This is a genomic window from Staphylococcus sp. 8AQ (assembly GCF_902506595.1).
Lineage (GTDB): Bacteria > Bacillota > Bacilli > Staphylococcales > Staphylococcaceae > Staphylococcus > Staphylococcus pasteuri.
On the sequence record NZ_LR733871.1, the window covers coordinates 2,276,727 to 2,290,960 of the forward strand.

Annotated in this window: 10 protein-coding genes; 2 read left to right on the top strand and 8 right to left on the bottom strand. The window is 30.8% G+C overall.

What is annotated here, in order from left to right:
* The first annotated feature begins 35 nt into the window (after positions 1-35).
* Positions 36-2,210 (top strand): YSIRK-targeted triacylglycerol lipase, encoded by a 2,175-nt coding sequence (gene lip, locus GVY01_RS11160; RefSeq protein ID WP_159333767.1) that lies wholly within the window; start codon positions 36-38, stop codon positions 2,208-2,210.
* A 302-nt stretch (positions 2,211-2,512) separates the two neighbouring features.
* Here the strand turns inward: lip and GVY01_RS11165 are convergent, their stop codons facing one another.
* The 3 genes from GVY01_RS11165 to GVY01_RS11175 all read right to left on the bottom strand — a co-directional run bounded on the left by GVY01_RS11165 (position 2,513) and on the right by GVY01_RS11175 (position 5,673).
* Entirely contained in the window at positions 2,513-2,830 is a 318-nt protein-coding gene (locus tag GVY01_RS11165) for a hypothetical protein (RefSeq protein ID WP_017637817.1), read from the bottom strand.
* A gap of 218 nt (positions 2,831-3,048) precedes the next feature.
* A complete protein-coding gene (locus tag GVY01_RS11170; protein WP_017637818.1) occupies positions 3,049-4,104 on the bottom strand; it encodes a PTS transporter subunit IIC in 1,056 nt (351 codons plus the stop codon).
* A 714-nt stretch (positions 4,105-4,818) separates the two neighbouring features.
* The gene (locus GVY01_RS11175; protein WP_017637819.1) at positions 4,819-5,673 is read right to left on the bottom strand and encodes an arginase family protein; all 855 of its coding nucleotides are present in this window, start codon (positions 5,671-5,673) and stop codon (positions 4,819-4,821) included.
* A gap of 314 nt (positions 5,674-5,987) precedes the next feature.
* On the opposite strand from GVY01_RS11175, the gene GVY01_RS11180 reads away from it, so the two are divergent.
* Positions 5,988-6,461: a peptide-methionine (S)-S-oxide reductase gene (locus GVY01_RS11180; RefSeq protein ID WP_017637820.1), complete on the top strand. Its 474-nt coding sequence runs from the start codon at positions 5,988-5,990 to the stop codon at positions 6,459-6,461.
* Positions 6,462-6,572: 111 nt separating this feature from the next.
* Here GVY01_RS11180 and GVY01_RS11185 read toward each other — a convergent pair whose 3' ends face one another.
* The 5 genes from GVY01_RS11185 to GVY01_RS11200 all read right to left on the bottom strand — a co-directional run bounded on the left by GVY01_RS11185 (position 6,573) and on the right by GVY01_RS11200 (position 13,641).
* Entirely contained in the window at positions 6,573-7,958 is a 1,386-nt protein-coding gene (locus GVY01_RS11185) for an MFS transporter (protein ID WP_017637821.1), read from the bottom strand.
* A 1-nt stretch (position 7,959) separates the two neighbouring features.
* On the bottom strand, positions 7,960-9,138 hold the full coding sequence (locus GVY01_RS11190) for a M20 family metallopeptidase (protein ID WP_017637822.1): 1,179 nt from the start codon (positions 9,136-9,138) through the stop codon (positions 7,960-7,962).
* 146 nt (positions 9,139-9,284) lie between these two features.
* Positions 9,285-11,522: a transcriptional regulator AryK gene (aryK, locus tag GVY01_RS11195; protein ID WP_159333768.1), complete on the bottom strand. Its 2,238-nt coding sequence runs from the start codon at positions 11,520-11,522 to the stop codon at positions 9,285-9,287.
* A 331-nt stretch (positions 11,523-11,853) separates the two neighbouring features.
* Positions 11,854-12,087, bottom strand: coding sequence for a hypothetical protein (locus GVY01_RS12565; protein WP_156094014.1), 234 nt, complete (start codon positions 12,085-12,087; stop codon positions 11,854-11,856).
* A gap of 126 nt (positions 12,088-12,213) precedes the next feature.
* On the bottom strand, positions 12,214-13,641 hold the full coding sequence (locus GVY01_RS11200) for a retron Ec67 family RNA-directed DNA polymerase/endonuclease (RefSeq protein ID WP_201294211.1): 1,428 nt from the start codon (positions 13,639-13,641) through the stop codon (positions 12,214-12,216).
* Positions 13,642-14,234 lie beyond the last annotated feature (593 nt).

Consider the following 14,234-nt stretch of genomic DNA (forward strand, 5'->3'; position numbering starts at 1 on the left):
AGTTTAAAAATTTAGTTAATAGAGGTGCTAAAATCATGACAAATAGAACGCATGCTTATAGTATTCGCAAACTAAGTATTGGTGCATCTTCAATTATGGTCGCAACGATGCTCTTAATAGGTGGCGGTAGTGTTGCACATGCCGATGAATCTAAAGATGAAAATAATAACGCACAAACGACTGCTACAACTCAATCAGATCAGCATTCAGCTCAAACTGAACAAACACAAAATGAGAACTCAAATAATCAAAATAACAAAGCTTCATCTATAGCGAATGAAAATGCGCAAACAACTGAAACTAAAGAAGAACATTTAAATTCACAACAAGAAAATAATAATAGTGATGTTTCACGTGAAAATACAAATACTAAAACACCTAATAATAATGAAGAAAAGACTGCAAAAGAATCAGATGAGCAGCAGCAAAAATCAACAAAACAAAATCAAGAATTGACTACTCAAGAAGACTCCCTTCAACCTAAAGACAACCAACAAACTAATGATTCATATGTAGATAATAAACAATCTGACAAACCAAACTCAGAGAAACAACAACCTCACGAGTTATCTAAAACAGATCAACAATCTAACACTAAAGTGGAGAAAACGAATCGAACACCATCATTAGAAAAAGACCAAACTTCTAACGAGCATCAACTATCAGCAACTCAAGCTAATGACAGCACAAATAAACAAGAGGTCCCTAAGACATCCCTGCAAGAAGATTCTAATAAAGAAGTGTCGTCAGAGACCGAGTCACAACAATCATCATCGAAACAACATATCACAGCTAAAGATTCTTCTGCAGCAGAAGAAAAAACTAATGAAGTGAATAATCAGTCACAAACTAAAAACACTCAATCTCAAAATGATATTAAATTGAATCAGTTAGATAATAGTAATCAAAAACACAGTAGCCCAACAAATGATAAAGATGATGAATCAAAAGACGGTATCAATACACTTACAAAAAACGTCGTAGCAATACATAACAATAAATCTAAGGATAAAGCTGTACAACCAGCTAAAGACCAAACCAATAAAGTTGCACCTCAAATTCAATATAAAAATCATGACCCTATTATTCTTGTACATGGCTTTAATGGTTACACTGCCGATAATGGTCCCGGCCTTGATAATAGCAATTATTGGGGTGGCGATCGTCTTAAAATCACTCAAGAAGCGCGTGCTAAAGGTTATAACGTCAGTGAAGCTAGTGTCAGTGCATTAGGCAGCAATTATGATAGAGCTGTTGAACTATACTATTACATTAAAGGTGGCACTGTAGATTACGGCGCAGCACATGCTGCAAAATACGGTCACGAACGTTATGGTAAAACTTATGCAGGTGCTTATAAAGATTGGAAACCTGGACAGAAAATTCACTTAGTTGGTCATAGTATGGGCGGACAAACCGTTAGATTATTAGAAGATATGCTTCGTAATGGAGATCCTGAGGAGGTTGAATACCAGAAGCAACATGGTGGCGATATTTCACCGTTATATAAAGGTGGACAAGATAATATGGTTTCTTCAATTACAACGCTTGCAACACCCCATAACGGGACACATGCTTCAGATAAATTAGGCAACGAAGCCATCATTAGACAGGTACTATATGACTATGCCAAAACTCAAGGTGGTAAACATTCCCGCTCTGACCTTGGTTTAAGACAATGGGGATTAAAACAACAGCCTAACGAATCTTATACTGAATACGTGAAACGCGTTAAAAACAGCAAACTTTGGACAACACAAGATAATGGCTTATATGACTTAACCACTCAAGGCGCACAAGAACTTAATAATAAGACATCTTTAAACCCTAATATTGTATACAAAACATATTCAGGTGAATCTACCGAACCAGATAAAAATGGTATTTATAAACGCGATCGTCATATGAACATTAAGTATCTAACAACAGCAAATGTTATTGGTAAACTAGACGATAAAGCTTGGCGAGAGAATGATGGACTGGTATCAACCATTTCTGCCAAACATCCATTCAACCAAAAATATGTGGATGCTTCAGATCAACCTCAAAAAGGGGTATGGCAAGTGACTCCTGTTAAACATAATTGGGATCACGGTGACTTTGTCGGTACACAAAAAAATGAAAAAGATATCTCAGTAGAAGAACTTCAAGGATTTTGGGATAACATTTTAGCGGATACCGTCAAAAGCGAGAAAGTTACAGATAAGTAGGATATGTATAAACGCCCTTCCATATCTTATATTATGGACGGGCGTTACGCTTTAAATGGATGCAAGACAAAAAATAGCTCCCGTATTGCAGTACGGGAGCACCTATTACATAGGCTGTAAGTAAATAACATATACCGAGTTATCCAGCTCAACGAATATGTTTACTAAGTTTTACACCTAGTTGTTGATTCGCCATCAGTGACTAGGTGTTTTTTTATACTTTTATAATACTATATTATAGGATTATAGACAATATTTTTAAAATTAATATATCTTAATATAACTAAGATATATAGCTCGTTTCAATTACTTTCTTTGATGTCATTATATAATTCTACAAATTTCTTCCCTTCTGCACGTGGTACATAGTCAAAAATCCAATTTTCGCCATCTTTTTCAGTAATAACAATTCTAAATGGATTCAAAGATAAACCAAATTTCACACTTTTAATCTCATCAAAATGAAAGACATTTTTAATTTCAGAACCTTTTAAAAACCCATCCGCTTCAAAGTAAATGGAATCTTTTAATAGAGAAAGCGTTCCTGGAATACCTTGAGCTTGAACAATTTTCATTAAACCATGAACTGTATAAACTGGATGATCTAAATTAATTTCCATGTTATATCTCCCCTAATGTTAGTCATTAATGTGGTGAGTCTTTACTTTAAACAGATATGAAGATAAACTAATTTACATTTTTATTGTTCTTAATATGAGTATACCCAAAGGATGGGACACGCTCAAATTTTAATATGATATTTTAGGAATTAAAAAAGCTCCCGTATGATTTATACGAGAGCGTCGATTGAATATTAATATCAATTACTATTGTCTTATTATTTTGATTTGAAAACAAACACTTCTGAATCGTATAATTTCAAGACTTTTGTAAATAAATAGTTGAAGAATATGGCTGCTACTAATGGGACGATAATATATGTAATAACAACTATTACCAGTCCACTAGCCATACCTCCGTCTAATAATCCTAATGATTTAATAGGTCCTACTAAACCAATTAAACCAAAACCTGCAGAATCTGGTGCACCTTTAATATTAAATAAACCGCCTATAAGTCCTGATACTGCGGCTGAACATACAATTGGTAAGAATATAATCGGATGTCGTATTGTATTAGGCATCATTAATTTAACCGCACCAAGAAGTACTGTAATAGGAACACCTACTTTGTTTACACGCCATGCTCCAACTGCTAAAACAATCGCACAAGTACCAGCGCCAATTGCAGCCGAGCCAGCAGCTAATCCTGAAATACCAATTGCGACACCTATTCCTATGGACGATATTGGTGATACTATAAGAATTGAAAAGATCATTGCAATCAATATCGTCATAATAATAGGTTGTGTATTCGTTAAACTATTAACAAAATTACCTATGCCAACCGTAATTAGTTTGGTATAAGGTAACAGTAACAAACCAATTAAACCAGCGACACCTGCCCCAACAATAGGTAACACAATCATATTAAAATTTTCCACTCGATCTTTAATCAATAATATAATACCTACTGCAATAGCAGCTGTAATCATTGTGTTGATTAAATCACCTATACCAGTAATAACCCATTTATTATCTGTAATCGTAGTTGCTCCTGAACCCACAAAGGCTGCTGCACCCACTACCGCAGTTTGTAATTGTCCTAATCCAAATTGTATCGCAATAATGACGCCTGTAAGTATTGGAATCGTATATTGAATACCTTGAACCACAATAGCTATCTTAGCGAAAATCTCATTATACTGACTTAAATATTTACATAATTCTCCTAAAATCGCATTGGGAATCATTCCTACTATAATTGCTATCGCTAATCCATTTAATACATTAAATAAAAATGTTTTGGGTGTAATTATCTGTTTCTCGCCCATATTTCAAATACCTCATGTAACTTTCATAATTTTTCTTAAATTTAAAATATTCTAAATAATATTCTTTAAAAAAACACTCTCGAGGAGAGAACCGGACAAAAGCGCTTAGGATATCGTTAATTCGTTTTCCAGAGCATAAATACTTTATGTCTCAGCCTCTTATACGAAAGTGTTTTCAAGTTATGATTATGATACCATTATTTTCCATAATAGCATAGTTATTTTATAAGTTTTTAAACAGTTTTATGATAGCGTTTTCTATTATAGCGAACATAATAGGTACGTTCTATGTCTCTATAGTAATAAAGACAAAAAAATAGCTCTCGTACTGGAATACGAGAGCACCTACTACCATGTTAGTGACTAAAACAACACCAAGAGTAACATTGGAAATATAATCACTATATTAACGAGATTAATAAAAACACTGACTAAAAAAGATTCCAATTTGTATATAAAATAAACCAAGATTGAAATAGTAAGCAATACGCCACTCGCAATTAGGAAATATAAACAAATATCTAACCCAAATTGACTTAATCGATTAAGATTAATAACAATCAATATAACTAGAACTAAATAGTTAATGATATTTAGCAAGTTTAATGTTAGTTTCATATATTTGCTCCTAAATTAATATTCTTAATTAATACAATCTAACTTTAACATAAATAAAATCGCTGACATGTTAAAATGCCAACGATTTGAATAACTCTATTTCAATATATCTAAATCTTTAAGCGTATTGCGCAAATTCATTTCATCCCATGGCATATATTCTGCGACAGTGAGTCCAACTATTTCATTATTTTCTGAAATACCATTCAATATTTCATTCAATCTAGCTAAAGACATTTGTCCTGCAGCAGCTGGGAATTCATCAACATTTGGTTCAGCAAAATAAGTAGCACGAAATTCTTTAGGATTTAGCACATCTATATCAAAGTGCACTGCAATTTTCTTAAAGTTATTATCATCTATCCATTGTTGAATTTCTTCATAATTAAAACTATCACTACCTTGAACTTTATATTCAAAATCCAATTGTTTTAGATTGTCTTTTTCAAAGTCTAACAATTCTTGTAATCCTACATATAAAAATTGAGACGTTTTAAATGGTGCAGTCATTAATTCAGAAATATGTTTGTCCCCTTCACCTAAAAGGTTAGCAACAATCATCGCATGTTCGTTAGTAAAATCTTTAGGATATGAGATATCAGGATGTGTATCAATCCAAACAACACCTAAATCCTGACCATATTTTTGATGTAAATAGTCGAATGGCGCTTGAGAAACAATACAATTTCCACCTAGCGTAATGATTTTATCAGGTTGTTCACGTTTTAATATATCTTGTGCTTGAATGATTTGATTTTTAATTTGAGATTGTCCATAAACACCATTTTCTAATTCCAATTCCGCTTCATTAGGTTCAGCTACATTCACTTTAAACTCGTCTTGTTGATTGTCGTTAGGAAGAAGCCAACTCAATAACTGCGCACCAAAATAATAAGCGTCTCTCCCGCCAGCTTGCCAGTCAGGTGCAATTAATCTAATTGTTTTACTCATTTGAAATCCTCCATTTTTTAGTAATTACTTTCCCTATTTTTAAGCCTTAATTCAGTATCAGTGTATGGCAATGATGTTTCACGATTCAATGTATTCGTTTATAGATCATTTTCAATCCTAAATAAAAATTTAAAAACTCCCGTAAAGAAATACGAGAGTTTTTAGAAAAGTAGTTTGTGAGTAATTAACTTATGTCGAAGCAAAAACTTTTTCAAGATTTTTTCTATATCGTACTAATGTATTCATTTGAATAATTGACAATTATTCGTTATAGTTTAATTGATAATAATTATCAATTAAAAGGAGTGGATATAATGGAAACAGTTTATTTAGCTGGTGGTTGTTTATATGGTGTGGAAGCTTATATTAGAACACTTCCTGGTGTTATAGATACGACAAGTGGTAGAGCAAATGGGATTACCGATACTTTAGATGGCGAGTATGATGGTTATGTGGAAGCTGTTAAGACAGAATTCGATCCTGAACAAGTATCTGTAACTGACTTAATGGGATATCTTTTCGAAATTATTGATCCATATAGTCTTCATCAACAAGGCCAAGACATTGGTTTGAAATATAGAACGGGCTTATATAGTGAAGATCCAAAACACTTAAAAGAGGCACAAGCGTTTATTGATGCCATTGAAGATCATCATCTTATAGCGACCGAAGTCTTACCGCTAACGAATTACGTTAAAAGTGCTGACATGCATCAAAACAGACTAGAACGCTATCCAGATGACTACTGTCACCTACCAAAATCATTGGTATATAAATACAAGAAATAGTGGTTGATTGGATTAGGTGAGTTGCGAAATCGTGGTTGAGGATTTTAGAAAATCTTAATTAGATATTAAAAATAGTTGGCTATGCATAATCGCAAAACCAACCATTTTTGTTTATTTAGTTTTAACACGTTTATCATCATTAGGTATAGCATAAATAATAGCGATAAGAGCAAGTACACCCATAAGTACATTAACCCATAATGCAATCATAGCACCTGTGTGTAAATTAGTAGCTGCAACAACGCCTGCAAAAACTGCACCACTAATAGCAACTCCGAAAGCACCGCCAAGTGATGATGCCATTTTATAGATTCCTGAAGCTACTCCTACTTTATCTAAAGGTGCATTTGAAACAGCGGTGTCAGTAGATGGTGTAGCATATAAACCTAATCCTAGTCCGAAACATAAGTAACCTATGACACAACTAATGATATACAATGTTTCTGGTAGGAATACTAATGAAATTAAGAGAATACCAATGACAACAATCATAGATCCTAATAACATCGGTCTTTTAGAACCCATTTTTTGAAGTAATTTTTCTCCAACACGTATCATTGCTAATACTGCTATTAGATACGTAATTGATAAATAACCTGCTTGTAATGAAGTATAACCTAAACCTTGTTGTACAAATGTATTAGCAACAATTAATGTACCTGCAACACAATTCAATAAGAAGTTAGAGATTGTTGCACCTGTATATGGTTTGTTTTTAAATAATTTGAAATCGATGAGCGGATTGTCCACTTTTTTCTCTACATTTAAGAAAACAAAGAAAGAAACTAATACGATTGCAACTAGTACATAAAACCATAATGATGTATAGCCAATTGCACCACCTTTAGTAATTAATACGTTCAAACTTAATAACATAATTACTAAAACTGTTAATCCTTTAACATCAAATTTCTGTACATTTGTCACTTCTGATTTTGTTTCTGGTGTTCCTTTAATTAAAATCATTGAAAGTATTGCAATAATAATTGAGAAAATAAATATCCAACGCCATCCCATTGTTGTAGCAACAGCGCCACCAAATAGTGAACAAATACCACTGCCGCCCCATGAACCAATAGACCAAAAGCTAAGGGCACGTTGACGTTCAGCACCTTGGTAATATGTTTTCATAATAGCAAGTGTTGATGGCATAATACATGCTGCTGAAAATCCTTGGATCACGCGACCTAAAATTAATAATGAAGGTAAATTGGAAATAATGATTAAAGCAGAACCAATAATGCTTAATATTAATCCAATATTTGTCATTTTGACCCGTCCGATTTTATCAGCTATTCCGCCGGCACCTACTACAAACATACCAGAGAATAAGGCTGTTAAACTTACAGCAATACTAATTGTACCCATATCTGCACCGAAACTTTGTTGCAAATTCGGTACTACATTAACAAGTGATTGAGCAAACAACCAAAATGTAATAACGCCTAATACGATGCCTAAAATTAATTTATTACCGCCATGATATGTTTCATTCATGCTAATTCTCCCCTTTTAGGTAATCTAATACAACTGTCCCAACTGCTTCTGCAGAAATAAGTAATGCTTTTTCTGAAATTTTAAATTTAGGATGGTGATGTGGATAGATTTTGCCATCTTCTGGAGCTGCACCTGTATAAATAAATGCACTTGGTTTTTCTTTAGCATAATAAGCAAAATCTTCTGAAGGTGGTTGAGGTTCACAACTTTCAACACCAAAATCAAGATCTGCATTTTTCAAAGTTTTAGCAACATATTCTGTGAATTCAGGATCGTTATATAATGCTGGATAATCATCGTTATAGTCTAGCTCACAAGTCACACCAAATGTTTCTTCTAATCCTTTTGATAATCTTTTAATTTCACGTTCAATAGTTGCTTTAGTGTCTTCAGTCAAACCGCGAACATCGCCTTCAACTTCAATAGAATCTTTAATGATGTTAAATTGTCCTTTACCATCGAATGAACCAATAGTAACAACCCCTGTTTCAAAAGGACTTAAACGTCTAGATACAACTGTTTGTAATTGTGTTATAAAATAACTTCCTGCCACAATAGCATCATTTGCCATATGTGGAGATGAACCGTGTCCACCTTTACCAATAACTTTTAATTTAAAGAAAGCACGACCTGTTTGAACATATCCTGGATGATAGTAGACACTACCAGTTTCCATTGTGCTCATTACATGTACACCAACTACATTGTCCACACCTTCAAGTATACCTGCTTCAACCATTCCTTTCGCTCCGCCTGGAGGTACTTCTTCTGCTGGTTGATGTATTACAATGACTTTACCTGTAAACGCATCTTTCATTTCGGATAAAGTTTCAGCTAACACGAGCATATATGCAGTATGTGCATCATGACCACACGCATGCATTACACCTTCATTTTGTGAAGCAAATGGTAATCCTGTATCTTCAGTAATTGGCAGTGCATCGAAGTCAGCTCTAATTGCTAATGTTTTACCTGGTTTTCCTGAATCGATTGTGACTTTAATTCCTCTACCACCGAAATTAGTTTCTACTTGAACATCTTTTCCTTTATAAAAATCCGCAATATATTTAGCTGTTTCATCTTCGTGAAAAGATAGTTCTGGATGTTGATGTATATAACGTCTAATTTCAATCATTTTATCTTCTTTAGCTTTTAATGTTTCAATTAATTGTTGTGTCATAATTACTTCATCTCCTTGATTACATATTAATAAATTTTATCTTTTTAATATTGTCATTATTCAAGAAGTGTATAGTTAATTTTTTGTTTTTTAAAAAATTATGATAATAAAGAACAAGAATTGTTATACATTATTTGTGGTTTTAATTAAATATCTGGATAACGTTTAACTTCAATTAAATGTATACCATTAGTAATCATTTTCATATTTAAAATGAGTGTATCTGTCACTTCTACTTCTGCCACTTCTAATTTCGGATAGCTCATACGATTAATATAATCAATAGAATCTTGATCCATACCATGTTTCGAATGATGCATCCTCCATATTTTAAATAATGCACCATTTTCTTTATCTAATGTGAAATGTTTTATTTTATATGTTCCTTGACTCAGGTCTTTTATTTTTAAATGTATCATTTCAGTAATGCGTAGGTTCATCTCATCATCTAATGCTAAATAAGGGTTAAAGTGTTTAGCATCGAATAATAAAACTTGGAAATCGCTATCTGAACCTGTAACAATACATGTTTCATCAATATATAATACATTATTGGATAATTTATTATATAGCAACGCCGTGTAATAAACTGGTCGCTTACCATCATATTGGTGAAATAACTCAATAGAATTCATATAATCTCTTTCAGTTTTACAATGACTGACATGCAAGTCGTAATTTAACCAATATCCAATCATATCTACTTTAGAGCTCAATTTTAGTAATTGCTCAACAATAATGCCTCCTCTAAAATATTCGCCATTAGTAATATAGGTATTTCCAGTTAAAGTATTCCAATTTAATAAAATTAGTGGTCGTTTAATCTTATATTTGGCCATTAAATCTATTAAATAATTCGTTTTATTAATTATAATTTGGCTCGCTGTTTTAAATTCATCATCATTAACTTTATCGAAATTAACCGCATCATTGGAGTTAGCATCAAATACAAAATAATTGATATCTTGTTCAAGTTGTTTGGCAATTGGTAACCATTTTTCAATAAATTGATTAAAATGAACATACAATCCACCGTCTGGAAATAACGATTTGAAATACTTCATCATTTCAATAAGCGAAGAATGAAGTTCAGTTACATAGATATTGATTTTTAAATTGTGTTTACGATTAGTATGTACAGCAATGTGATGCATAAATAATTTAAACGTTTCAAGATATACTTCAGATTGGTAATTATTGAGATGCATTGTTAACGCAAAGTCATGTTCCATCAAGAAATCTAAGCATAAATCGATATCGTAAAATAAATTTGAAACATTGGCATCATACATAAATGGCACATTTAATTTTTTCGTAATATACGGCATAATATCGTACACCAAAACTTCGTTTACAAAGAAATCCTGATGACAAGTAAGTAATTGTGATTGGTATTGTTTACTTAGTAAGTTGCTTAAATATCCTATTTGTATAATATGTTTAAACTTATTCAGTGGCTTTGTCGCCTTTGTAAAATCAATTGCCTTATCATTAATTTTTTCAACATCTTCTATAAAATGATTCATTTCAACAATATAATCATTGAGTAGAAAAATTAATTCTCTATCATTATAGGTCTGTTGATGTGTAATATTTTCTTCAGTTTTATTGTCATGTTTACATCTGAACATTTTTGGTGTTTCATTTGTAAATTGTTTAAAAGTTCTAGAGAATGTTGTCGCACTCGAAAAACCATTTCGTAGCGCAATGTCAGTAATGGAATCGTCTGTGTATTGTAAATCTAACTTTGAATGTTCAACACGAGTCTGATTAAGAAATTGTTGGAATCCCATACCTAATACTTCAGTGAATTTCTTAGATAAATGACTTTCAGACCAATCGACATATTGACTTAGGGTACTCAGACTCAAATCCTCATGAAAATGTAGTTCAATGTAATCACAAACTTGATCAATTTTAGAATTGTTCATCATCGTTTGTTTCGATTGATATGTTCTTGGTACATAGTGAATCATATGCATAAGTAATTGGATAATTAACTGTTGTTCAGTAAGTTTCGATAATTCATTATTGCGAATGTGAGTTGAAACAAGTCTTGCAATAATGTTACGCATTTGATTAATATTCTTCTTCGTCGTAGCATCAGTTAAATTAAAATACAAACGCTGATCATCATCAATTTTATCTGCTAAATATTGCAATTGGAAATGGACAAAACAAATAATAGAATCTTTATGTAATTGAAAGCGATACAAATCACGATGATTCACAAAAAACAAATCCCCTTGATTTAATACTTTCAAATTATTTTCTAAATAAAGATGCACATTCCCTTTTATAACGAATCCAACTATTAAACCATTTAATCGCTTGAAATCATTCATTGATTCTGTCTTTACTTGAATTACATAGCTACGTTGCATACTATCCCTCTATTCACTGGGCTACTCATTTTAGTAGTGGATGATTTTTTATTATTTTACATCAACCTATATTAAAATACGAGCTGAATGTGAGAAGGAACGTGTGGATAGAAAAGTATGCAGTATTGGAGATAACCATAATCAATAAGGAATTAAATTCGAGGCGCTTTTTGGATAATCGGAATGTGTCGGTAGTCTCTTAATTATAAGCATATTAAAAGAGGGAACTGTGCTTTCACACAAACTTCCCTCTAAAATAAATGCTATATTTGTATTTAATTTAATCGATGGTGAATTTTCTTAAACAATACAATGAGTACACAGTACTATTTTATTTTTTTGAATAATCTTTAATTATCTCAACAAGATTATCCAATAACGGTCTGAAATTATCAAAGTTTATTCTTTTATAATTTGATATTATATATTGAGAAAAAATTTCTTTACCATAGTATTGATTGGTATCAAAACCATCACCTCTCTTAAAAGTTTTACCTCCTATTTTCTTTGAGAGTGCTTGTTGATCAAATAAATCTTCCAATTCATTTTCATTACTATTAGGCATAAGTTGATGCGTTAATAAATAAAGATTTTCGATTAAGTTTATATAATAGTCAGTTTTTAACTTATTTTTCTTATCATTAGATAATTTAGCATGTTTGCAAAAATTTGATAGTGGCTTTTTGGTATTTTATAGTTCATTGTCAAACATTAATATGACAGGATTATATGGAACATTTTTCCCTAATAATTTAAACTTTTTTATATAGTTAGGGTAATATGAATCATTTTCATTATAGTAATTATATATATTTTTCATTGCATCTGCCCCATCAGGCAAAATATTCAAAAAATAATGCAATTTATTCATTTTACTAGGTTTACTTTTAAATCTCTTTAAAAAATTAATTTTAAATATAAACGAGTTTCCATCTTTTTCTATTAAATCAGGATAATATTTATATAAATTTTTCAATGCTGCTTTTATATATCTTATATCAGTTTTACCCTCAGTAACAATAATTGGCTTAGAGTTTCCATAAAAATGTCTGTAAAAAAGAAATGTTTGATATTCTCTTTCTCTTTTATTTAAATTTTTAAAATATTGAGTTTTTGAATTTTCTTTTTTTATTAAATACATAGATTCTAAATATTTTTGATGTACTAATGTATTTCTTTCAAATGATTTAATTTTAGAAATTTTATTATTATATTTATCTATTTGATTAATAAAAGCAAATCTACCTTCTAACTGTTCTATAGTTCCTAATTTATTATCAATAAAAAATTCATGATTCTTATATAAATTGTTTGCCATTGCTCTTGTATTTTTAAAATAAGTTTTTTTAGTATTTATTTTTTTATTTACAGTAAGACTTGTCACATCTTGTCTAATTCTATAATTTTGGATTCTAGTTTTCTTATCATTAACTTTGAAACCACTTTTTACTATTTCCATTTTTATTTCCGATAAAATTGTATCTGTGTTTTTTTCAAACGCTTTATCATTTGTAGAAAAAGTTAAATCATCAGCATAACGTGTATAATCTAAATTATATTTTTTACATAGATGAAGTAACCTTAAATCCAGTATCTTACCTATCATATTAGAAATTATAGGTGATGTAGGAGCTCCTTGTGGTAGTGCACCTTTAAAACAAGTCAATTGTGCAATTATTAAAGCAACCTCAGAAGGAACTTTAAAAATTGAATCTTTTTCAAAAAAGCCTTTAACTCTACCAAAGTGAATTGTATGGAAAAAGTCTTCCAAATCTATATTCATAATATTTTTTTTATTTCTATGTATTTTAGCGTTAGTAATTATACTTTTATTTTTGATAAATGCATGAATAAATGTATCACTATATTTCTTATCTTCAATCGACTCATAATAATGATTTTCTAATATTGATGCTAATCTTTTTTGTATAATTCTTAATTCAGCTTTAGGTGCATGAATAGTTCTTTCCCCGCCACTTTTTTTTGGTATAGAAAATGTTTCATACATATTTTCTGTACCCATATGTTCACGATTATAAAGAATATAGTTCATTTTTCTAGTTGAAATACCCAGCATATTAAAAAAATCATATTTATCGGCAATTAAATTATATTCCATAGTAATACTCCTAATTAAAAATACGTATGGCTACTCATTAGTCTAGAAATTAAGTGCAAAAATAGAAAAGAAAATTAAAACAATGAAAATCCATGGACTTTCATATAAATACTTGCGAAACACAAGTAAACATTCTAGCCATACGCATATTTGATTATATCATATATACAAAAAAAATTAATAATTAAAATAGATATTAGAAAATACTATTAAACTCATTTATTTTAAAACTATGATTGATTCTAAAATTTGAACTTCTTAATTTTAGTCTTCAGTAATTAAATTCATGAATATTTATAGTAATATTTATGATATTAATCTCTCCTTACCAACTTCACACTTTACTATACAAAACTAACACTAAAATATGTGAAATTTTTTAAAGTAATTGATGATTACGTATAACCACTCTTGTATTATTAGAGAAGAATTATACTTTTCTTTATTTCGAGAGAATGTGACTAGAGATAAGAAATTAAAAACTTCGTGGATTGGCTTTAACAAGAAAGATTGATGTCGTTTTCACTGTGAAAATAATCAAATAAAATAAGCCTCGTACCACTTCAATTAAGTGAGTACGGGGCTTATTTTAG